This is a genomic window from Bradyrhizobium sp. 25ACV, assembly GCF_054863005.1.
Window position 1 is genome coordinate 253,765 of the sequence record NZ_JAVAYO010000002.1, and the last position, 21,651, is coordinate 275,415.

The following is a 21,651-nucleotide window of genomic DNA, read 5'->3' on the forward strand; positions in this document are numbered from 1 at the left end:
CGAAAGGGATATCTGATGGCATGGCTATACATACTTCTGGCGGACGTGTTCGAGGTCGCTTGGCCTTTCATGTTGAAGCGCTCGGTCGGGCTTCCGAAATGGACAACAGTGTTTTCGGCGGTGGTCTTCGCTCTTCCGATTTTTCTTCTGTTGGGTGAATCTGTAAAGTGCTTGCCCGCTTCGACGGTTTACGCGGGCTTCGCCGGAATTGCGACCGTGGGGACAGCAATTGTGGGCATTGCGTTTTTCGGCGAGAGCGCAAATCCTGCTCGCCTCTGTTCGGTCATGTTGGTTGTTGTCGGTCTGGTCGGCGTCAAGTTGTTTTCGGAATAGTCTGTATTTGCATCGTTCGTAAACGGATCATCAGCCATGGCGAATGCGGTTGTCATGTGTTATCGAAGCGCGCACATTGCGGGAGTTGACGCGTCATGGAAAAACGCATTCCGGATAGCAAGAGTTGAAATGTCGCTGCCGCAGACATCCCGGAAAAGATCCGCTTCCAGCCGGATCTCATGTTGCTGGCTTTCAAAGGGTGGATTGCAACTCTGATTTCCAACGCTGTTGCTGAGTTCCTCTCAGAAAAACTTCGAGGGGTGTTCTGAATCCGAGTCTCTTGCGTGGTCGGCCGTCAAGGCGTTGCTCGCTCCATCGCAGGCGCTCTCGGTGAAGGTGCTGAAGTCGTGTGCCGTGGCAAGTTACTTGCGTGTCAGTCCATTTGCGTTTTCGTTGCTGCCGCGTTGCCAAGCAGAGTATGGATCGGCAAAGTAGAGATCGGCCTGCAGGCCTGTGGCAATGAGCCGTCGTCCTTGCGCCGGCTCAGGGCGGTGTCGCTCATGCTCGCTCCATCCGTCGCGTCGAGCGACAGCGTTGCGTCGGATCGGACCGACAGCAGCGCGCGCACCGCCGCCTCCCGCGCGTTCAGGCCGGCGCACGCTTGCCTCCGCCCGCAGCGTCGTTGCGGTAGCGGCCGGTCGAGGTCTGGTAGTACTGCGCGCGCATGGCCGCCATGGCCTCGATCAACGGTCCCCACGGCGCGGGAAAGCGTTCTTCCGCCATCACCCGCTGCAGCATGCGCGTATGGCCGGCCAGCTCGTCGTTGAGGAACTCCACCACAGGCATAGCCGGATAGCGCTGCAGCAGCAGGATCGCCGCGTTGTCGGCCTCGCCTGCCGACCTGTCCTTGTCGCGTCCATGCAGATCGTTCTGCAGGCGCCCTATCGCGGAGATGAGTCGCACGACCTGGCGAAACGCCGGACGCGCGCGCAAGGTCGCCATGTCCAGTCCCCACAGCAACGACAGGCAACAGAACACGTTCGCGTAGGCGATCGAATCGATCCCGTTGTGCAGATACTCGGCGTAGGACCAGCGTTCCGCCCCCGCCGCCTGCGCATGTCCGGCGCGCAGCGCCGCGCAGTAGCACAGGGTATCGTCGAGAAGCTGAGCATAGTCGCGACGATCATAGGCGAGCGCGGCCAGCGAAGCGCGCAGCACAGCGCAGCCCTCGAATCCGGGGACCGCGCACGGCACGCCCTGCGTCAGCGCCTGCTCCACCGCTGCGAGCTGCTCCGGCGCGATCAGGCCAAGGTCGTTGCAATCGTCGAGCCAGAACAGCAGCGCCAGTTCGCGATAGAACGCCACGATCAGCGTTTCGTCCTGCGGATCGCGGCCGGTGCGGGCGCTGGTGTCGCGCAGGCTCGGGTGGATGCGCTGCAGGATGTACTGGCCGCCCCTGACCGCTTCCACGGCATGCTCGTCGGCGAACCCGGTCAGGGAACGCCCCCACTCCAGCACCTGCTGCAGCGCGCGTTCGGTCTGGATCATGGCGCCGCTCCTGCTCCCTCGGCCTGGACGCGCCGCCCCCAACGAAGCGCCAGCCACAACCCGGCGAGTTCGGCCACACGCACGACCCGGGTGGGGCAAAACAGTTCCTTACCGATCCACAGCGGCGTCTGCGGCAATGCATGCGCCGCATGGCGGGCGAGCATCCACGCCAGCGCACGCGCCACCGCCTGCGCGATGCGCCGGCGCCCTGTCGGCTCTTCGCTCCCGTCCATCACGTGCAACGCGAACAGCGCATAGGCGGTTTCCTCGAATGTGGACGCGCGACCCGCTCCCCAGCCGCCGTCGTCGCGCTGCGCCTGCAGCAGCGCCGCCAGCGCGCGCTCGTCGCGCCGCTGGGGCTTGCCTTGCGCCAGCGCAGCGACCGCATGCGCGGTGGGATACAGCCACGAAGCGTGCCATTTTTCGTTGTCCCATAGACCGTGCGGGTTGCGATGGGCCTCGACGTAGGCGCTGGTGCCGGCGGCGGGCTTTCCCAACAGTCGCAACGCATGCAGGGCATGGATGTTGGTCGACACCGAGGCATTGCGCTCGCCGGGGAAGGTGACGAACAGCTCGCCGATTTCGAAATGGCGCAACGCATCGACCGCCGGGTCGCGGCCTGCAAGGCACAGGACGCACAACGCAATTGCGGTGTCGTCCGCATCGGCCGCGAAGTGCAAGGCCGGGCCCAGACCGCGCACGCCCAGGCGGGCGTCGAGCTGCGCGACGATCACGCGCACTGCCTCGGCGAGCGCGGGATGCGCGAACAGCCCGGCCAGATGCAGGGTGTACAGCGACCAGCATGGCTCGAACACATTGATCGGCCAGACGTTGGGAACGACACCTTCGATGCCGCTGCGCGTCGCCCGCGATGCCGCCTGCAGATACGCGTCGGCGCGCTCGACCTGCGGCGTGCTCTCCTGTGTCACGGCGTGCGCACGCCACGCGGCGGTGGCCGCCGGACTGATGCCGATGCTGCCGTCATCATCCGAGCATGCGGTGGTCGGCGACGTCCCCCAGGCTTCCCAGGAGTGCAGCAACGGATGGCCGCTCGGCAACGTCGCCATGGCCCCCAGCTCGGCCCCCAGCTTGACCAGGCACGCATGCCGCAACGGCAACAGCGCCGGGTGGCGCGGAAACGCCATGCCGCCCGGCAGGGATGCGGCCTCGCCGCAAAGCTGCGGCAGGATCAGCTCGGCGCCGATCGGCGCGTCTTCCGGCACCGCATGCGCGTAGGGATCGGGCTGGCGCTGGAGGAACCGGGTTGCAGCCTGGACTGCGTCGGCTGCGCCGGGAAGAGGATCGGCACGCTGCAATGCCAGCAACGCCGCCCACGTGGGCGCATGGCGGAACAGTGGGAAGTCCGCGCTTCCCCATCCGCCATCGGCCTGTTGCTGCGCGATGAGCCACGCGTATGCGTCCTGCCGATCGGTGACGTTGCCGTGGAACTGCAAAGCTCGCGCGGTGTCGTAGACGGATGGACCGACGCTGCCGCCATCGCTCATCTCGCTCAGCAGGTGGCGCAATTCGGAAAGGATCTGTTCGGACAGCGCGTTCACGCGGGATGTTCCTTCTGCAGACGGTTGACGAGAACCAGGATCGGGCAGATGCCGCGCACGTCGCCGCAGGCCCGTCGCGGCGCGGCGCATTCTCGGCGCAGAGAAGACGCGCCAGCGCCTGTTCGACCCGCTTTGCGCCGTCCTCATCCAGATCTCCGGCAGCAGCCTGCTGGATGCGCCCCGCGCTTGCGCGCGCAATCCGCCGAGCGCGGAAACGCCAGGTCGGTCGTTGTGTAGCGTCGAACCGGTCTGCATGTTGTTCATGTCCTTGTGCCTGACAGGAGACGGCCACGCCGAGCGGCGAACCGCCGCGGTGTTGCCGGCGTCGCACCGAGCGCGCGCCGAGTGCAGCAATGTCGCGCGTCGCCGGTGCCGCTGCCTCGCCACACGGGGTATGCGATGTCGGCTCATGAGAATCCGATGCGGATTGTCATGGACGGATGTGCGGTCGGGTAATAGCGCTGGCCCTTTTCGACGCCACTCAACAACCGCGGCCGTACCCCGGCCTTGTGCATGGTCAGCGCCAAGGCGATAGAGAACTGCACCAGTTCCAGCCATACCAGGTGGTAGCCGATGCAGACGTGTGGGCCGGTACCGAACTGCAGCATGTCCACCGGCCGGATCGGCTCCGTGCGTTGCAGCCACCGTGCCAGGCTGAACTGATCAGGCGCCTCGTGCAGCAGCGCCGAGGTCGAGAAATGCAGCAGCGGGATGCACAGATCGGTGCCCGCGGGAATGCGCCGTTGGCCGAGTTGCAATTCCTGCAGCGCGCGACGCGGCAGGACCGTGGTCGCCGGATGCACGCGCAGCGTCTCGCGGAACAGCGCCTCGGCGACCGGACATTGCGCCAGGTCCGCGTGCCGGGTCGGCACCGCGCCCACACGTTGCGCCTCCTCGACCAGGGCGTCCCACAGCATAGGCTGCCGCGCCAGCTCGATCACCATCCAGGCCATCGTCGAGGCGGTGGTGTCGTGACCGCCAAGCAGCAGCAAGCGGATATTGGCGACCAGGACGTCATCGGAGAGCGCATCGTCGCTGCGATCGAAGGCGCTCACCATGTCGTTGATCAACCCGGTGCGCGCGGCATGCGCGCGCGCGTCGCGGACGTACTGGCGCAACTGCGTGTCGATCCAGTCGCGGGCGGCGCGGCCGCGCCGCAAGGGCAGTCCGGGCAGGTCGACCGGGGGCGCGACGATCAATTGCAGCAGTTGCCGGTACTTGCGATGCCATCCCGGCAGGTCCTGCGCGGGGATTCCCATGAGGCTGAAGATGAGCTTGAGCATCAGGTCGCCGGTTTCGCGCAGGATGGTGACGTCGCCGCGGTCGCGCCACGCCTGCACCCGCGCCCGGATGACGGGCGCGAACAGATCGCCGATGCCGGCCTGGGTCAGCCCCTTGGGCAGGAACGCCGCCTTGATCGCATCGCGCGCCTGCCGGTGCGCGCCGCCGTCCTGGGTGACCAACGTTCCGCGAAACAATTCGGGCGCGATGTCTTCGATCAGCGCGGAGGACACGTCCTTGTGCCGGAGCAGTGCGAACGCATCCGGATCCACGCAGGTCATCAGGTGTCCGGCAGGGCCGAAATCCAGCCAGAAGTGGCTGCCCAGCGTCCGTTCCGCGCGCCGCAGCAGGCGCGGCAGGTCGAAGACGATGGCGGGAAGATGCCCGACCAGGGGGTAAGCGCCGGGCACGACCGGGATGTCGCACCGCAGCCGGTGCCGACGGTCCAGCGGGTTGAGCAGCATGTCCATCAGAGCCGCGCCGCCGCGGCGGCTTCGGCGGTGTCGCCGGCAGGCCGCGCGGCGGGGCTGTTGCCACCGTCGGCGTATGTCGGCAGATGCGCCAGCATGCCGCCGTCGATGCAAACCACCTGGCCGGTGATGAACGCAGCATCGTCGGAGAGCAGGAACGCCACCAGTGCGGCCACGTCCTCGGGGCGCCCGACACGCGGCAGGAGCTGGTGCCGGCGCAGATGCCGTTGCATGCACTCGTCCAGCTTGGCGAGGAGACGCTCGGTCATGATGAGACCCGGCGCAACCGCGTTGCAGCGGATCAGCGCATGACCGTACTGGGTGGCGAGCGAGGCCGACAGCATGTTCATCGCCGCCTTCGACGCGGCGTAGGACGTCAGCGCGGTGTCACCGCTGAGCCCCTGGCACGACGACATGTTGACGATCGCGCCACCGCCGCGGGCGATCATCCGTGGGATGGCCTGCCGGCAGCAGAGCAGCGTGCCGCGCAGATTGGTCGCCATGGTCTGATCCCAGACCGCCAGGTCCAGGTCGAGGATCGCGCCGTCGCGCGGGGTCAGATGCATGGCGCTCGCGTTGTTCACCAGCAGGTCGACCCCGCCGAAGTGCCGCTCCGCCGTCTCGAACAGCGTTGCCACCGCCTGCGCATCGGCGATGTCCATGGCCAGAGCCAGCGCGTGGCCCGCTTCGGCCGCGATCTGCGCGGTGCAGGCGATGGCCGCCGAGCCATCAATGTCGGCCACCACCACTCTGCCGCCCTCGCGCGCGATGGCGAGGGCGCATGCCTTGCCGATGCCGGCACCGGCGCCGGTCACCACGGCCACCTTGCCTTCAAACCGTCCCATCGTGTCCTCCTGGATTGCGTTGGTCTTTCGCGGCATGCCGCTCGGCCTCCGCCGGAGAAGGCGCAGGGTCGGCGCTGGCGCGCTCGTCATCGCCAGCGTCGCTTTCGATGACCCGAATGGCGGCGACCGGGCACTGGCTGGCCGCGAGCCGCACGGCGGCGTACAGCGCCTGCGGGACCGTCGCCACGCACACTTCGGCCACGCCGTCCGGCTCGCGCTGGCGAAAGGTGCCCGGCAGCGTCAGCACGCACTGCCCGGTGGTTCCGCACAGATCCTGGTCGACCACGACGTGCATCTCAGCCCCCCTTCGCATGCAGCCGCACCGGCAGCGCGCGGAACGTCCTAAGGAACGCGGAGGGCTCCCGGGTCGGCTGCTCGGCTAATGCCAGTGTGGGGAAGCGCGCCTGGATCCGCGGCAGGCTCTCGGCCAACTGCACCCGGGCCAGTTGCGCACCGAGGCAGAAGTGGATGCCGTGGCCGAAGCTCAGCATGATCTTCCCGTCGGTCGACATGCCGGGACTGGTGCCGTAGAACCGCGCGGGATCGAAGCGGTCGGGATCGGCGAAGGCGTCCGGGTCGCGATTGCCGGCCGCGATCAGCACGCGCACGTCCGCGTTCTTCGGGATCACCACGCCGCCCAGTTCGATGTCACGCTGGGCGATACGCGGAATGGAGCTGAACATGGCGGGCGCGTCGCGGCGCAGAACTTCTTCGACGAATGCCTTCACCCCCACGGCGTCTCCCTGCAGCCAGTGCCGCTGTTCGGGATACGCCAGCATCGCCAGGACCGCATGGTCGATGGTCGCAGCCGTGGTGGCGAAGCCGCCCAGCAGCATGCCCCACAGCATGCTGATCAACTCCGCATCCGACAGCGTGTCGGCATCGTCGTCGTGTGCGCCGACCAGCATCGACACGATGTCGTGGCGGGGATCGGTGCGCTTGCGCTGTATGAGGTCGCCGAAATAGGCCTTTACCCTGGCGCTCGTCGCGTCCGCCGCGGCAAGCTGGGGATCGCTGGCGTGCGGGCTCAGGCCTTCCAGAATGGCGCCGATGCCGGCGGCGAGCCCGAACATGTCGTCCTGGGGCATGCCGAACAGTTCGGCGAAGACCAGCATGGGCAAGGCCAGCGCGAATTCCCGATGCAGGTCCACCGCCTCCCCGCGCTCCAGCGCGGGCGCCATGCCGTCCAGGCGCGCTGCGACGATGCGCGCGATGCTCGGCCGCAGGTTGTCGATCTGGCGTAGGGTGAAATCGCGCGAGATCAACCGGCGCAGACGCGTATGCGTCGGTGGGTCCTTCATCCCCAGCGTGGACGCCAGCAGATTGAGCGACAGGCTGGTCGCCGCGCGCGGGAAATAGCGCGCCAGTTCGCCCGGCGCCGGTCCCCGAAACGCATCGCCCGTGGCCTCGAGCGCCCAGTAGATGTCGGCGTGGCGGCTCAACAGAAAGCGGCCCGACGCCGCGCGATGCACCGGATCATGCTCGCGCAACCACCGCATGAACGGATACGGGTCGTGGATGCACGCTGGCGACGCCAGTTCGGCGAAGGCGTCCCGGCATGCTGCCGTGGTGTCTGGCACGTCCATCTCTTACCTGTTGGCTGGCTGATCTGACCGGCGCGCGCCAGGCGTGCCGGCAAATTGCGGAGACGATCGCGATCCCCGGCGGCGTCCGCGCATCACCAGAGCACCGGGAACTCCTCGAACCCGCCAGTGATGATCTCCTTGCGCAACTTCAGTTCTTCGGGCGCCACAGCCAGGCGCAGCGCGGGAAAGCGCTGGAAGATCGAACCGAACACCAATTTGAGTTCGAGCCTCGCCAGCGCCACGCCGATGCACTGGTGCGGCCCGTGGGAGAACGCCAGGTGCGGCTCCCCGTCGCGTCCGATGTCGAAGATTTCCGGGTCGTCGAAATGGCGCGGATCGAACGACGTCGCCGGCAGGCCGACCAGCACCTTGCTCTCCGCGGGAATATGCACGCCCGCGATGGTCACGTCGGTTCTCGGATAGCGCATGATGCCGTCCCAGCCCGCGCCCGGCGGGTACATGCGCAGGATTTCCTCCACCGCCTTATCCACCAGGGATGGATCGCCGACCAGGCGTTCGCGCTGTTGCGGATGGCGGAGCATGGCCAGCAGGCCGAATTCGATCTGCGCGACGGTGCTCTCGTGCCCCGCCACCAGCATGCCCGCCGCCAGGCCGATCGCCTCTTCCTCGGTCGCCTTGCCCTGGTCGACCGCCGCGAGCAGATCCGTCAGCAGGTTGTCGCCCGGATCCTGGCGCTTGTCCCGCATCTTGCCGCGAATGTAGGCGCGCAGTTCGTCCCAGGCCAGGCGCGACGCGCTGCGCGGGCCGCTTTCATGCTGGTGCGTCATCACCTCGTCGGACAGCCCGGCGAAAAAGACGTGATCCTCGTAGGGCACGCCCATCAGCGCGCTGATGACCATGGCCGGAAGCGGAAAGGAGAGGTGGCGCCGCAGGTCGGCGGGCTGGGGCTGGGCCGCCAGCGTCTCGAACAAGTGCGCGGCGATCGCTTCGGCCTGCTGCGTTAGCAGCTTCATCCTGCGGTTGCCGAGGGCCGGCGCCACGATCGTGCGTAACCGGGCATGCTCGCCCCCCTCGTGCGAGACCAGCCATCCCGGCGAACCGAGAATCACCGAATCCGGGGTGAATGCCGCCGGCGGCATTCCCGCGGGCCGGAACGCCGCGTCGGACAGCACCGCCTTGGCCTCGTCGTAGCCTGTCACCCACCAGCCTTCGTGCCCGGACGGGAAGCGCACGCGGTGGATCGGACCGTTGGCGAGTAGCGCCAACATCTCGGGCGAGGGCTCGATGTGATCGACGCGCCACATCGGCAGCGTCGGCAAGGGTTGTTCGGACATCAAGGGTTGTTCGGACATGGTGGCACTTCACTCTCTCAGCGATGGAAGGGCGGAAGGTGACCGGCAGGCGCTGCGGGCAGCGAATGACGTAAGACGGCATGTCGACGACGTCCTCCGCGGCGATGGTCGGCGCCGGATCCTCCGGCCGCACGAACAGCGCGGGGAAGGCGCATCGCAATTCCAGGCGCGCTAGCCGCGGCGCCAGGCAGACATGCGGCCCCTAGCCGAACGACAGCTGCGGGTTGTGCCGCCGGGTGACATCGAACCTGTCGGCATCGCCATAGATCGACTGACCGTAGGGATTGGTGAAGGAGGATCGAGCGCACCCGCCACCGACGTGTCCGCCAATATAGCCTCCGGACCAGTCCCACACCGCCGGTGGCAGTTTCACGCCTGGCTCAAGGTCTGCCGCTTTGGTTGCATCGCTCGCGACGGGCGCAATTGTCGTGGCTCCCAAAAGAAGAACTCCAGATCGCATCCAACACTTCCCTGCATTTTTCTCGGTCCACAACCGAGCGCCAAGTCATTGCCACAGCAAACCGCCGGAACGGACCAGACGCGACAGCGACGCGCGCCGTGTCCGTCCCGAAGACCATCGCACTGCGATTGGTAATGATGCCGTGAACAGAGCAAATCGCGTGCCGAAGTGAATTCGCAGGCCGAGCAGGAACTTCGTAGCGGCGCGTAGTGCCAGGTTTCCGGCATTGAGTCTCAATGCCGACAACCGGCGCAGCAAGTGCCCGACAAAGGCCTGCTCTTGCGGAATATGCGCGAGCATGTCGTCGAATACTTCAAGGCGGCGGTCACGCGTCAGATCGATGGTCTCTAGAGATTGCCGAGAACAGAGCAACTGTCATGCCGGGGACGAAAATGCTGATACTCCAAGGATGAGCATCACGGATGAGCAGCGAATCGACGGCAATGGACGCAAAGCTGACAATCGTGTGCGATTGCGCACATTCTCAGGCTAGTTCGATCAGTTGGGATGACTCGGAGGCAGCACACCGCGAGCTGCTTGTAGGTCCTGGAAACGGCATGATGCGAGCGCCGCGTGCTGCATTTGAAAGGTGCTCGACCTGATTAGCTCGCATATTGCTGCGTTGTCCTTCAGACTGGTCGCTCGGAGATTTGACGGTGTTCATCCGTATCTGGCCGGTGACACAATGTCCGCAACTCAACCCTGAACCTCGGGGATCGCACCGGCGAGGCGCACCCTTCGTCGCCATTGAAGCATTCGCTGCACAAATGCTCTGGTGGCACACCAATTGCTAATTAGGTCCCAGATCCCTGACCGGTCAGTCGTTCCGGTCCAAACTCCAGTCGCGACTATCAACCATGATCAATAGCTTGAGATGTCAGCCCATCTGCACAAGCTCTTTCGCGCAAAGGGTAAGGCGAGCAAGCATCGTCAACTTCATCGACCGCTGAGCTGAAGGAGTTGATTATCAAAGGTTCGAGATTCGGCCGTCCCATCAGGCTCTACGGTTTCTCGATTGAAAAGCGTCATGATCCGCTGGCGTCGCCGCGTCGCGCCGTACGAACCGAGCTTGTCAGCGATCATCACGCGCGGCGGCGTGCCGGCGGATTTAAAGAGCTTCGTCATGAGCCGCTGCGCAGCGCGCGAGTCTCTTCGGCTTTGGATCAAGACGTCGAAGAACGACGCCATTCTGGTCGACAACGCGCCGGAGCCAATGTTGTTCGCGCGATCGAGATAACGAAGTCGTCCAGATGCCATGTCGCCGCGAGTGGGAGTGCGCCGGGGAATCCCGATGGGAGAACGCCTTGCCGGATTTACGTCCCCACTGGCGCACGGTTTCATAGGTCACGCCAATGCCATGCGCCGCCAGCGTTTCCTCGACCATGCGAAAGCTTAAGCAAAGCCGGAAATACAACCAAACGGCATAGCTGATCACTTCCGACGGGAAGCGATGCGCCGATAAAGAGGGCCCCGTGCGGTCGGCATGCCGGTCGTCTACCCCTTGGCCGTTCCAATTCGTTAACTTGACGGTGCCCCAGAACCTGAAGAGACGAAAAATTGGCCTTTCATTCGGCACCGGTTGAACCACGCCTAATTCCGGTTTTTGTCTCAAAAGTGGAGATGCGATATGATTTCGAGTCACCCTGTCGATGTGGTTGGCGGTAGCGACGAACTCATCGAGCAGGCGCTGCGAGCTGCGATGGGTAGTGCTCTGAGTCCGGAGTCGCCGACTCACCTGCGGGAAGCGCTAGAAGCGGCGGTGTTTCCAGGTGGCGCCCGGATGCGCCCCAAGCTCTGCTTGAAAGTCTTCAATGCATCCGGCGCAAGCCATCCGGAGCTGGCTGCAAGAGCTGCGGCAGCAATCGAATTGCTGCACTGTGCCTCGTTGGTCCATGACGACCTGCCTTGCTTCGATAACGCCGCGCTGCGCCGCGGCAAACCGACGGTGCACCGGCTATTCGGAGAGCCGACCGCCGTTCTGGCCGGCGATGCCTTGATCGTGACGGCTTTCAAACACCTCAGCCGGCAGGCTGCGCGGGCACCTGAGTTGGTCGCGCGCATGATCGAGGTGGTCGCGGAGGCGGTCGGCCCCAGTCATGGGCTGATCGCCGGACAGTCGATGGAGGCCGCGACGCACGTCCCAATCGACCGCTATCACCATTACAAGACCGGCTCCCTCTTTGTGGCGGCGGCCACGTGCGGCGCCCTGACAGGTGGTGCTGACCCGGCCCCATGGGCGAAGGTGGGGGAACTGCTCGGGCATGCGTACCAGATCGCCGACGACATCGCAGACACGGTCGGCCGCGCCGAGGTGCTTGGCAAATTGCGTGCCGTGGACACGCAACTGAATCGACCCAATATCGTTCGCAGCCAAGGGTTGGATAGCGCAGCCGCCAAATTTTACGCGTATCTCGAGCAGATAAGTGACACCATTCCTGCCGGCCCTCACAAAGGGTCCCTCGTTGACTGGCTGAACCAGGCGCTTTGCAAGGGCGTAGCGGGCCCGGGAAAAGCCGGACTGATACAACAAGCGGCGCTGGAATGCGTCCAACCTTTATGAGAAATGAATCACAGCAAGGAAATCCGGTCGTTGGCTCCGTCATGGCTGGATAACGATCGACATCGAGGCTGGATCTTTCTGATCGCCGTGCTGAAATCTCACCGGAAAAGCTAGAGGGCAGGCGCTCATTGCTCGTGCAAAAGCGCGACTTGCGACATTCGGCTGCGTCAAAGTCAATCTCCTGGTGTCGAAATCCAACTCAGCCTTGCGCGCACAACTCGTGCCCGAGGATATCGCCCGCTGTCTGCCGCCTCCGAGGGTCGCTACGGGATTAGCGCCCAAGCAATTTGAATTTGCTATCATCATGACCGGTCATTGCGTGGGCTGCCTTTGCCGGGTACCGCCGCGCCCAGGGCCTTCTAGCGGGCGATCGGACGGCAAGCGGCCCGGCCCGGCAATGGCAGAGGTGCGGCTATTTTCCGCCGGCGCTCACGCGCCTTTGCATCGCGAAACAAAATAGCCGCACCTCTGCCATCCTCCGCTTCGCTCCGGCCCGTCGGCTGACGCCTCCGGGTTCTGGTCCGTTCCGCCCGCCGTCTGGTGATCGCCACGAAGGCCGCGATGGGCGCGGCCGAACGGCAAAGGACCCTAAGCCATGATGACCGAACACGACGATAGCCAGTTCGAACCGCCGCACGGCTCATCACCGACCGATCATATCCTCAACGAGCTTCAGCTCTATGGCCATCGTCCCTTTCACGACGAGCCTGACCCAAGGCCGCTCCCGGAAGCCAAGGCCATCACAGGCGCGATCGCCGACATCTTTGATGCGCTCGTGGCGACCCTGAGCGACACACGGCTTGAACCCGACCTCGAAGATCTCCTCTGGTCGACCGTCAATCTCTTCCATCGCGCCACGGGCCGCATCGAGCGCGAACTCGATGACAACGAAAAAGCCCAGCAAAAGAGCCAGCGCGAGCAGAATGGATCGGAGGTGCGATCGGTCGAACTGGAAAGGCTCACGGCCGAAGGCGTCACATTGATCGAACGCCGCAACGCCATGGAGCTGTTCCGCGATCTGGCGACTGAGCAATTCGAGCTTCATACCGGCTCGCCCTGGCGCCCCCGTTCCGGGTCACTCGTCAATCATCGCACGCTCACCTCTGCGATGATTGATAGCCGCGATTTCCTGGCTGCCAAACGTCGCGCGGACACCGAGGCGTTGCTGCCGTCGGGACCCAAGATCGGGCTCACCGGTGGACTCGATTTTAACGACGTCGCCCTGATCTGGGACCGCCTCGACAAGGCCCATGCCAAGCACCGGGACATGGTGCTGCTCCACGGTGGCTCGCCGAAGGGCGCCGAGCGGATCGCCGCAAAATGGGCCACCAACCGCAAGGTTCCCCAGGTCGCCTTCAAGCCGGACTGGACCAAGCACGGTAAGGCAGCTCCGTTCAAGCGCAACGACGCCATGCTTGCAGTGCTGCCGATCGGTCTCATGCACTTTCCGGGCACCGGGATACAGGACAACCTTGCCGACAAGGCCAGGAAGCTCGGCATTCCCGTCTGGAAGTTCGGCGGCGCGTAAGCGCCGTCGCCCATCGGCGCATCTTCGTCGAGGACCAAGTTCGCCAGCGCAGATCAGTGCAAATTCTCTGATGCGACCGTATAGCGCTCGAGCAGAAAGCTTCGGTTCTTGTCCGATTCGACGAACGAGGTTACGCACTCGCACAGCGCTGCATTCTGCGCTATTATTCTTGTCGCGCCGTGGTGGTGGTGGAAGGCGCGATGCGTCATGTCTTTTGTCGCGAGCCACCACCATGCTTATCATCGCACTCGCCCTCAATATGCTTGGCATCGGCCTGTTCTGCTGGCTGGGTCTCATCCTTGCTGTCTACGCGCTGCCATATTTCGTTGCGTTTTCCGCAGGATTTGCGGCTGTTCACGCTGGGGCAAGCATTGCCTCGGCAGCTCTGGTCGCAATTCTTGCCGGCGCCGTGGTCGTTCTCATCGGTCAAACCGCCTTGATCTGGGCTCGATCCAGCTTCGTGCGCGCGGTGATTGCCGCAGCGTTCACCGTCCCGGCGGCTGTCGCGGGCTATCACCTCGCCCATGGCCTGTCGCAAATCGCGATGCCATCCTCACTTTGGCAGGATATCTTCAGCTGGACCGGCGCCTTTGCCATCGCCGGCATGGCGTGGAGACGGATAACCAGCTTTGCCGAGCCTCCGGCATTGGGCGAGGCTTTGCTGGAGGAACATCAGTAGCCCCTCTCGGCCGAGACGCGAAAGGAATGATCCTTGGGTCTCGACGCTGAGGCCGCTCAGGTCCAAGCGTTGGTTGGGTCGATGAGCTTGAGCGAGAGATAGTCGCGGCGTTCTCGAAGGCTTGGCACCCGGCACCTGACCTCCCGGCGGAAGGCAGGCCAGCCAGGGGGCGTCTCATCGCGGCTGGTTCACGGCAGTCGCGTTGGCCCTTTTCTTCGCTTTTGCTTCCAACTCTACGCCTGAGCGCAGCGACCTCTTGTGCAGCCCAACCGAGCGGCGCCACAACTTCTCTGGGGTTGCTGTTCAGCGCACGGACCACCTGGCCTCTTGATGGCTCGATCTGGCCGAAGAGCGGCTGCGCCTCGATCGCCTGAACGCAACGCCAGCGGCTCGACTTTCTTCCCCTGGGCTACGCCCATTCCTCGCGCGGCAAGAAAGTCGCCCCGCTGGCGTCCTCCGCTGCGCTACGGCCCGCGGGCGGGTGCGTCGTCGATCGTCTTCGGCCTGTAGATCGCCATCGAGGCCGCGGTGGTCGCGGCTCGAAACAGCAAGGAGAAGTAACATGGCTACCATCGGTTCTTTCAAGAAGATCGGCAGCGACTTCCAGGGCGAGATCGTCACCCTCAGCCTCCAGACCAAGGGCGTCCGCATCGTGCCCGAGGCCAACCGCACCAACGAGAACGCCCCGAGCCACCGCGTCTTCGTCGGCCGGGCCGAGATCGGGGCCGCCTGGTCGAAGCGCTCCGAGGAGGGCCGCGACTATCTCTCGCTCAAGCTCGACGACCCCTCGTTCAACGCACCGATCTACGCGAACCTGTTCAACGACGAGGACGGCGACGGCTTCAGCCTGATCTGGTCCCGACCCCGTAAGAACGGCGACTGAGGTCGCCAAAAAGCCCCGTCCGGTCTGCCGGGCGGGGCTTCTCTCAGGTGCGCATCAAAGCATTGTTGAGGCCACTGCGCTTCGGCGCCTCTCACTGGTCGCCTTTCGCGGTCATTTCCGTGAACGTCGTACGGCATACGTCGTCGGGATTTTAGCTATCGTCGCGGTTGGCTCCAGCGGGAATCTATTCGGCGCCCGGAGGGGTAGCCACGCCCAGTGTGCGATGTCTGCCTTTCAACGCAATTCGACTGGATCGAAGCATCCGGGGAAACGTCCATAGCTGGACGCGAACGCATCCTGCCTTCCTGCCAGTTTTCAATCCAGACCTCCCCCTATGTTCTGGTCACGGTCGATCTTGAAGAAGGACCCCGCATGAACGCGCGCCTACGTTGCGATGGACAAGACCCTGCGATCGGCACTCGTTGTCTGTCGATTTGAGGTGCATGAGGAAAGCTGGACGTTTCCGATTTTCGTTCTGGCTTAGCGTCAACGCCGGCTGTCGATACAACGTCCATCTGGGGATCCCTGCGATTCCATTCCGCATGGGATCGAAACTTGATTCCGAAATTCTCCTGCAGTCGGTTGTCAAGGTGAGCAGAAACTCACGCAGTACAACGCGGTCAGAATCATTCAAGCCTGAACCGCTTGCCGCATCCTCGTTGGATTCAATATTGCTGCATTGAAGTGCGACTTCGAATCATTTGGTAGTTGGGAGATGCTTGTCCCAGCAATGGGCTTATTCGCCGAGTCCAGATTATCGATGCCAGTCGCCACTACCGAGACACGGACGAGACCCTGCAGCCGTTCATCGAAAGTGGCGCCGACGATGACGTTAGCGTCCGGGTCGGCTCCTTCGCGAATGCGGCTAGCAGCTTCGTCGACCTCGAATAGCGTCAGGTCCTTGCCGCCGGTGATCGAGATTATGAGGCCACTGGCGCGCTTGATCGAGGGGGCCTCGATCAATGGATTGGAGATCGCGGCCATAGCGGCGGTGAGCACGCGCTTCTCGCCAGAAGCCTCACCCCCGCCCATCATGGCTTTGCCCTTCTCGCGCATGACGGAGAGAACGTCGGCAAAATCGAGATTGATCAAACCTTCTTTGACTATAAGGTCGCTGATGCAGGCCACACCCGAATAGAGAACTTGATCGGCGATGGCGAAGGCATCGTTGAATGTGGTCTTCTCGTTGGCCACTCGGAGCAGATTCTGGTTTGGGATGATCAGTAGGGTGTCAACCGCGTTCAGCAGTTCCGCAATGCCCGCTTCAGCAACGCGCATACGGCGCTGGCCCTCGAAGTGGAAGGGCTTGCTGACGACGCCGACGGTGAGAATGCCAAGTTCACGCGCGATCCTGGCTATAACAGGCGCCGCCCCAGTTCCCGTGCCGCCGCCCATGCCAGCGGTAACGAACACCATGTTTGCGCCGGTCAAATGATCCTGGATCGCATGAACTGCCTCTTCGGCCGCGGCGCACCCTACTCTGGAGTTCGAACCGGCGCCAAGGCCTTCGGTCACCTTTGTGCCCAACTGGATGAGGCGCTTGGCCTTGGACATGGTGAGTGCTTGTGCGTCGGTATTGGCGACGACGAAGTCGACGCCTTCCAGCCCGGCCGCGATCATGTTGTTGACGGCATTGCCTCCGGCGCCACCGACTCCAAACACAATAATACGCGCTTTCATCTCGCGAATGTCGCTGATGTCGGTCACTTTTACCTCATGATTTCTTCGGCACGTTGGGATAGCGGACCCGGATTGCTACCGACGAACCTTGTGGTCTGTCTCTACCAGGAGCGCAGCTAGATAGCCTAGTCGACGTGCGGCCTGTCCGTGGCTGTCGATCGAGGCGCCAACTCGGTCACCGGTCCGTAGAGCCGCTGCCTCGTCCTCAAGCCGCGCTGTCGCCTCTCTAGCGGCATGGTCTTTGCGGTCGCTTGCATCACTTCAAGCATCAGGCGTTCGGCGCGCTCGCGTTTGCGCTCGAAATCCGCGCCGTAACCGGCCGCCCTTGCTTCGAGCTGCATAATTTCCGTCTGCGACGCCTCAATGTTTTCCACTAATGGGACAATGTCGCCCGCGCGACGACCACCTTGTGGGCAGGGAGTATGCCTGACTTCAGCGAGGTCAACGCTCACTAGCGCCTTGCTATTATCCGAAAGCGAGCGCGGCAATCTGAGTCGCTTGGCAACCGATCGGGCGGCCTCAGGTGAGATTTTCGGCCGGGCACCAAGTGCGACATATGTCTGGGCCTCAATGGGCATCGACTGTTCTCCTAGAACGAACCGGGAGGCAATCGGCTGTTAACCGAAAAGTAACCGCAAGGTAGGCTGCGTTGGTTAACAAGTCGTTAACAGCTCCGGCGAAGAAACAGGTCGCGTATCCATGCGGACTTACTTTTCAAAGCAGGTGTTCCGCAACGAGTCGTGATCTGATCAAAAGGCTATTGCGGACCATTTTCGCGTACCTTCTTTCCGCGGCTGGGTTTCATGTTTCGCCAGTGATGCGTCGTTCCAAGCCGAGCGGCACGATCCAGCCGCCTGCGCGGTCGTACCGGGCAAATTCATCAGGATGTACCGCAGCCAGGCGATTGCGCACGGCGTTTGGGTCTTCGTCGATGGCTGCGCGAATGAGATCGCGCTCGATCCCGACAAAGACCGGCCGGAGGTTGAGGCGAGCGAGCGCTTCCTGGTCGACGGCGGTGACATCGGCGTCGGTGACTGGTCCCGCGCGGGTAACGATGCCGCCGACAAGCCCTCCGATGGCGCCTGTCTTTTCCACTTCCCTTACCGCGGCGGCGTCGAGCAGCGCTCGCGGGCGTGCGAGATCGTCCTGGAGCCTTCGGGCAAAAGGTTGATGCGTGAGACGATGGAGAACGCCCGCCAATTCGGCATGTCCGAGCGGCTTGATCAAGTTGGCGACATGCAGCCGAAGAAGGCCGATGAAGAGCGCGTTTTTCTCTTCGGAAGCGATGGGCTCGCCTTCATCGACGGGATCGCGGACCGAGAGATGGACATCGGCTGGACCAGCTACAGCCATTCCCCAGCGCGTTGCGATCGCGATGCGCTTCAACGTGACTTTGCGGCCTTGGGCGGTGACATCGATCCGTGCAGCTTGCGTCCATGCGCGATCCAGGGCCTTCGCGGGTCCTCCCACATCATGGCAGCCTTTCGCCTCGGCGACCGTCAGGGAGGATAGGTCAGAGGCGCAGGCGATCCAATCGGGCAGGTCGCCGCGAAAAAGGCGCTTGACCTTGAGCTGCCTGCGGCGGTCCAGGTCGATGGTTCGGCTACCGAGATGCGCAAAGATCGAAAGATTGAAGTGTCGCTCGAGATAGGCGCGGGCGACGAAGCGTCCAAACAGGCCTGAGAGCGCGACTTTGACTTCGCGCGCCTGCCCAAGCGGCTCCCTGAAGATGAAAGGCGTTCCCGCGCCGGTCGGTGCCAGCAGCGCGTCGAGAATAGACCACGCGCCATAGGCGGCGCCGGGTGTCTGCAGCACCTCCCGAATGCCGGCATCCTCGATATCGGAGACTTCAAGGTCGACGGTCGGGCCGGCGATGGGGCTCTCCGCCGCAGGATCGAAGCTATGAAGGAATGTCCGTGTCAAAGCGCCAGCGCTCGTTTGAGATCATCGTGCTCGAAAGCGCTGGCCATGCGATTGATCTCGGCCGCGCGGGTGCCGACTGCTTTGGCCGTGTCGCGCCAGGTCGCGGTCGCTGTCGCGACTTCCTTAATGATCGCGCGGGCCTGCGGCAGCGTAAGCCCAAAATATTCCGACGCGGCCTCAAGCAGGTCGACGAGCAGGTGCCTTCGTCGAGGTCGATGTTCGTCGTCAGCACCCGCGCCTTCACATCGGTAGGCACGGGATTGAGATCGTAAGCCGGAGAGAGCGACCATCCCGCCTTTCCCAACCACAGGAAACCGTGGTTGCGCAGATGATCATCGACATTGGAGATCAGCACATTGAAGACGACGCGCCTGTAGAGGGCATGGGCGTCCGTCTTTCCTTGCGCACCATGTTGCGAGAGAGCGTCGACAATCTCCGGGTAGCTGCCGCGCTCGCCGTCTTTGGCGCCCATCATCGCCATGGCGGACAGGAACGGGATGCGGACGGCGTCATTGCGATCGAAGCGGCGCGACAGCATGACGGCCTTGCCGGCCACCTCGATCAGTTCGTGTTGCGGGGTGGCGATGCCGGCCTTGCTGGCGAGCCGCAGCGCAATCTCCTCCCAGGTCTCCATGCTGTAGTCGTCGGTCTCCTTTGGAAACTTGGCGATCGAGAGATTGCCGTGTTGATCGATGACCGAGGCCTTCGGCCGCCCGCCACCGAGGGAGGAGCCGGGCGCGAAGATGAGCTGAAGATCTTCGTCCGTTTCCTCGTCGCGGAGAATGCGCTCGGTGATCTGGAGCAGCCGCCCGAGTTCGATGAGGGCCGGTACATCAGCGCGGGTCGGCGTCTGGAAAGTTTCGTCGCCGACCCAGCGGAAGCGAAGTGCGCCAAGTCGCGTTTCGTCGGCAACGCCCAGCAAATAGTCGCTTTCTGCAAGCGTGCGAACAGCGCGGCCTTCGCGGTCGGCGAGGCGGCGTTCGGCGCGCTGCATGAGGCGGCGGCCCCAGGTGTCAGGCGCGGAGTCGCCAATGGAACCGAAAGTCGCCAGTCCGGCAGGAGGAGCAAAGGCGCCGCGCGTCAGGGCGAGGGCGGGTTCCAGCGAGAACCGGTCCGAGTCATTAAGCCATGCGCCATCGTACTCGAAGAGGATGGTCTCCGAGCCTCGAGCACGGTTGCTCCTCGCCAGTCCGATGCGGCGCGTGCGGCCGCCGAGATCGATATGCACCTCGAAGTCAGCCATCACGTGAGGCCCCGGTCTTGCGTTTGAGGTGGATATGTTTGGGCAGCTCGGCGCTGGCGAGCGCTTGGCCGACGCTGTCGTTGCTGATGTCGGCGAGCTTGATCAGGCCGTCGAGCAGGCCGAGCGCCTGGAGGACGCCGGCATAGATGCCGATGCTGACATTGGTGTCGCCGGCTTCGACTCTCTGCAGCGTCGAGCGGGACGTGAAGGCGCGCTCGGCGACGACTGCCATCGGCAGCCGCCGACGCCGACGGGCATCGTGGATGTCCGCGCCGAGCTTGCGCAGGGCCCGCCGAACAGCGGCAGGGGGATTGTGGGGGGTAGGCATTTGTGGCCTTCATACTACATATTTGACGAATATGTAGCACGAAGATTACAAATTTTCTAGCACATTAGGGTCGGTACCTCAGTATGGGGGACGGCTAAGCATTCACCCGAGTCCCCGAAGAATGCGCGCAAGACCCCGCACAGTGAGGCGGCGATCGAAGCTTATGCGAGCGTCGACGCCAAGTTATCTTACAGAATCTGGTGGTCGAACCGGAGTTGGACAGAGAAGGGCGGCCACGGGGTTTTCAGACGGCCTGCCCGGCTTCTGAGAATGAAGAAGGAGATCAACAAGACCGAGCCGAACCGCAGCATCATCGATACTGCGAACGATCCGCACGAAATCAGCCTAGACGAGAATGTCACGCGGGAAAATGTGGATCCCGCCGATCAGTTCGAGGCCTTCAAGAAGCTAGCGGAAAAGCGCGGTTTTGGTGCGGAAGAATTGCCGCCCGCTTCGGCATGACGTCGCATGTTGTCATGCGGCTCGGCGCGGTCTCCCCGAAACTGATGCAGGTCTATCGCGATGGCGATCTGACCCTTGAACATCGTCGAAACCGTTTTGGGCGAAGCACATCGCAAGCCGGAAAGCAGTTTTGATTTCGTGCAAGGCACGCGCCTTGACCTGGAAGGCAAAGCAAAGCGCTTGATGGACTGTCTGAACTTGGGCCGCGTAGCTGGGGCGCCGGTTGCGCGGCCTTGAATCCGGGCCGCATGCGCCGCCGCCGATCCGGCTTGCCGGCAGCGACGCGCGGTCCGCGTCCGGCGCTCGCCGGGCCATTGGCCCGGCTCGCGGATTGTGCCGCGCTATTTGGCGCGACCTCTCTTTGCCGTCCGTTTTAGGAACTCATCAGGCTCGACTTCGAGCTTGTCGGCAAGGCGGCCAATGACCTTTATGCTGACGTAGTACACGCCCTTCTCGAGCTGGCTCAGATAGCTCCGGCTTATCTCAGCCTCCAAGGCAAGTTCATCTTGAGACCATCCCCTCGCATTGCGTAGACGACGCAAGTTAGTGGCGAATGTCTCCCGCAAATCCATGCGGGCAAAGATGCCGCTTGTTCAGTATATTGCACCTCGATATACTTAACAAAGTGCGGCCCATGAACCGTTAGACAGTAAACTCCGCGACCGTGAGATCATGCAAATGCCGCCGCTCGATCCTAACGTGGTTGACCTTGCTCCCAGCGGGCCAGTGTTGACATCCTACGACGAGGAGCACGTTGTCACGTACATTCGCCTTTTGCAGGCGGAGGGTCAGGGAGCGGACTGGCAGGAGGTCGCTCGAATCGTCTTGCACATCGATGCGGATCGAGAGCCGGACCGTGCGCGGACTGCATACCAGAGTCATCTTGCGCGCGCAAAATGGGTGACCGAGCAGGGGCGCCTCTTACGCGGCGCCAGCTCAAAATAGACGAAAATCGCCGACTAGAGACCTGCAGCTAAAACGATTTTCTCCCGCGAACCGGTGGTCATTCTCATGCACCACGTTGTGCCAA

The 21,651-nt window shown here is 63.5% G+C and carries 21 protein-coding genes and 6 pseudogenes; 9 read left to right on the top strand and 18 right to left on the bottom strand.

Translation table 11 applies throughout. The features are described from left to right. Nucleotides 1–15 precede the first annotated feature (15 nt). The gene (locus tag RAD04_RS04975) at nt 16–333 is read left to right on the top strand and encodes a DMT family transporter (protein WP_027545387.1); all 318 of its coding nucleotides are present in this window, start codon (nt 16–18) and stop codon (nt 331–333) included. A 209-nt stretch (nt 334–542) separates the two neighbouring features. Here RAD04_RS04975 and RAD04_RS04980 read toward each other — a convergent pair. The 12 genes and pseudogenes from RAD04_RS04980 to RAD04_RS05035 form a co-directional block, all read right to left on the bottom strand. Next, nucleotides 543–872: pseudogene (locus tag RAD04_RS04980) on the bottom strand (transposase); the annotation flags it as partial. A gap of 46 nt (nt 873–918) precedes the next feature. After that, nucleotides 919–1,821 carry a terpene synthase family protein gene (locus RAD04_RS04985; RefSeq protein WP_461622872.1) on the bottom strand — a complete coding sequence of 301 codons (903 nt, stop codon included), beginning with the start codon at nt 1,819–1,821 and terminating at the stop codon, nt 919–921. Beyond that, nucleotides 1,818–3,380, bottom strand: a complete 1,563-nt coding sequence (locus RAD04_RS04990; protein WP_461622873.1) for a hypothetical protein — start codon at nt 3,378–3,380, stop codon at nt 1,818–1,820. Before RAD04_RS04990 ends, RAD04_RS04985 begins: the two co-directional genes overlap by 4 nt. 49 nt (nt 3,381–3,429) lie before the next feature. Beyond that, nucleotides 3,430–3,635 (bottom strand): annotated as a pseudogene (locus tag RAD04_RS04995) (polyprenyl synthetase family protein); the annotation flags it as partial. Between the two features lie 152 nt (nt 3,636–3,787). Further along, nucleotides 3,788–5,131: a cytochrome P450 gene (locus tag RAD04_RS05000; protein WP_461622874.1), complete on the bottom strand. Its 1,344-nt coding sequence runs from the start codon at nt 5,129–5,131 to the stop codon at nt 3,788–3,790. Then, nucleotides 5,131–5,976 carry an SDR family oxidoreductase gene (locus tag RAD04_RS05005; protein ID WP_461623164.1) on the bottom strand — a complete coding sequence of 282 codons (846 nt, stop codon included), beginning with the start codon at nt 5,974–5,976 and terminating at the stop codon, nt 5,131–5,133. The genes RAD04_RS05000 and RAD04_RS05005 overlap by 1 nt, the downstream gene beginning before the upstream one ends. Next, complete coding sequence (locus tag RAD04_RS05010; protein WP_461622875.1) at nt 5,963–6,271, bottom strand: ferredoxin; 309 nt, start codon at nt 6,269–6,271, stop codon at nt 5,963–5,965. Before RAD04_RS05010 ends, RAD04_RS05005 begins: the two co-directional genes overlap by 14 nt. Before the next feature lies 1 nt (nt 6,272). Next, nucleotides 6,273–7,562 carry a cytochrome P450 gene (locus RAD04_RS05015; RefSeq protein WP_461622876.1) on the bottom strand — a complete coding sequence of 430 codons (1,290 nt, stop codon included), beginning with the start codon at nt 7,560–7,562 and terminating at the stop codon, nt 6,273–6,275. A gap of 92 nt (nt 7,563–7,654) precedes the next feature. Continuing rightward, nucleotides 7,655–8,857, bottom strand: coding sequence for a cytochrome P450 (locus RAD04_RS05020; protein ID WP_461623165.1), 1,203 nt, complete (start codon nt 8,855–8,857; stop codon nt 7,655–7,657). A gap of 220 nt (nt 8,858–9,077) precedes the next feature. Next, on the bottom strand, nt 9,078–9,248 hold the full coding sequence (locus RAD04_RS05025; RefSeq protein WP_375848191.1) for a hypothetical protein: 171 nt from the start codon (nt 9,246–9,248) through the stop codon (nt 9,078–9,080). Nucleotides 9,249–9,380: 132 nt separating this feature from the next. Beyond that, nucleotides 9,381–9,635, bottom strand: coding sequence for a hypothetical protein (locus tag RAD04_RS05030; RefSeq protein ID WP_461622877.1), 255 nt, complete (start codon nt 9,633–9,635; stop codon nt 9,381–9,383). Between the two features lie 717 nt (nt 9,636–10,352). Continuing rightward, nucleotides 10,353–10,820: pseudogene (locus tag RAD04_RS05035) on the bottom strand (IS6 family transposase); the annotation flags it as partial. Between the two features lie 142 nt (nt 10,821–10,962). On the opposite strand from RAD04_RS05035, the gene RAD04_RS05040 reads away from it, so the two are divergent. The 5 genes from RAD04_RS05040 to RAD04_RS05060 all read left to right on the top strand — a co-directional run bounded on the left by RAD04_RS05040 (nt 10,963) and on the right by RAD04_RS05060 (nt 15,423). Beyond that, nucleotides 10,963–11,895, top strand: coding sequence for a polyprenyl synthetase family protein (locus tag RAD04_RS05040; protein ID WP_458176528.1), 933 nt, complete (start codon nt 10,963–10,965; stop codon nt 11,893–11,895). 598 nt (nt 11,896–12,493) lie between these two features. Further along, nucleotides 12,494–13,423 carry a DUF2493 domain-containing protein gene (locus RAD04_RS05045; RefSeq protein ID WP_270172964.1) on the top strand — a complete coding sequence of 310 codons (930 nt, stop codon included), beginning with the start codon at nt 12,494–12,496 and terminating at the stop codon, nt 13,421–13,423. A gap of 232 nt (nt 13,424–13,655) precedes the next feature. Next, a complete protein-coding gene (locus RAD04_RS05050; protein WP_270163342.1) occupies nt 13,656–14,102 on the top strand; it encodes a hypothetical protein in 447 nt (148 codons plus the stop codon). Between the two features lie 562 nt (nt 14,103–14,664). Further along, nucleotides 14,665–14,985 carry a DUF736 domain-containing protein gene (locus RAD04_RS05055; RefSeq protein WP_270163333.1) on the top strand — a complete coding sequence of 107 codons (321 nt, stop codon included), beginning with the start codon at nt 14,665–14,667 and terminating at the stop codon, nt 14,983–14,985. A gap of 216 nt (nt 14,986–15,201) precedes the next feature. Beyond that, entirely contained in the window at nt 15,202–15,423 is a 222-nt protein-coding gene (locus RAD04_RS05060; protein WP_370691914.1) for a Zn-ribbon domain-containing OB-fold protein, read from the top strand. A gap of 195 nt (nt 15,424–15,618) precedes the next feature. On the opposite strand, the pseudogene ftsZ reads toward RAD04_RS05060, so the two are convergent. The 5 genes and pseudogenes from ftsZ to RAD04_RS05085 all read right to left on the bottom strand — a co-directional run. Then, a pseudogene (gene ftsZ / locus RAD04_RS05065) lies at nt 15,619–16,665 on the bottom strand (cell division protein FtsZ); the annotation flags it as partial. A 125-nt stretch (nt 16,666–16,790) separates the two neighbouring features. After that, complete coding sequence (locus tag RAD04_RS05070) at nt 16,791–17,243, bottom strand: hypothetical protein (RefSeq protein WP_461622878.1); 453 nt, start codon at nt 17,241–17,243, stop codon at nt 16,791–16,793. A gap of 223 nt (nt 17,244–17,466) precedes the next feature. Next, complete coding sequence (locus tag RAD04_RS05075; RefSeq protein ID WP_461622879.1) at nt 17,467–18,588, bottom strand: hypothetical protein; 1,122 nt, start codon at nt 18,586–18,588, stop codon at nt 17,467–17,469. Continuing rightward, a pseudogene (locus tag RAD04_RS05080) lies at nt 18,585–19,831 on the bottom strand (type II toxin-antitoxin system HipA family toxin). Before RAD04_RS05080 ends, RAD04_RS05075 begins: the two are co-directional and overlap by 4 nt. Further along, nucleotides 19,824–20,159, bottom strand: coding sequence for a helix-turn-helix domain-containing protein (locus tag RAD04_RS05085; RefSeq protein WP_027545516.1), 336 nt, complete (start codon nt 20,157–20,159; stop codon nt 19,824–19,826). Before RAD04_RS05085 ends, RAD04_RS05080 begins: the two are co-directional and overlap by 8 nt. A 63-nt stretch (nt 20,160–20,222) precedes the next feature. Here RAD04_RS05085 and RAD04_RS05090 point away from each other — a divergent pair. Both RAD04_RS05090 and RAD04_RS05095 read left to right on the top strand, forming a co-directional pair. Then, nucleotides 20,223–20,701: pseudogene (locus tag RAD04_RS05090) on the top strand (ParB/RepB/Spo0J family partition protein); the annotation flags it as partial. Next, nucleotides 20,697–20,858: a hypothetical protein gene (locus RAD04_RS05095; RefSeq protein WP_270173039.1), complete on the top strand. Its 162-nt coding sequence runs from the start codon at nt 20,697–20,699 to the stop codon at nt 20,856–20,858. The pseudogene RAD04_RS05090 and the gene RAD04_RS05095, both read left to right, overlap by 5 nt. A 104-nt stretch (nt 20,859–20,962) precedes the next feature. Here the strand turns inward: RAD04_RS05095 and RAD04_RS05100 are convergent, their stop codons facing one another. Then, complete coding sequence (locus RAD04_RS05100) at nt 20,963–21,193, bottom strand: helix-turn-helix domain-containing protein (protein WP_234685191.1); 231 nt, start codon at nt 21,191–21,193, stop codon at nt 20,963–20,965. A 100-nt stretch (nt 21,194–21,293) separates the two neighbouring features. Between RAD04_RS05100 and RAD04_RS05105 the strand changes: the two genes are divergently transcribed. After that, nucleotides 21,294–21,566, top strand: coding sequence for a DUF2285 domain-containing protein (locus RAD04_RS05105; RefSeq protein ID WP_461622880.1), 273 nt, complete (start codon nt 21,294–21,296; stop codon nt 21,564–21,566). The last annotated feature ends 85 nt before the right edge of the window (nt 21,567–21,651 follow it).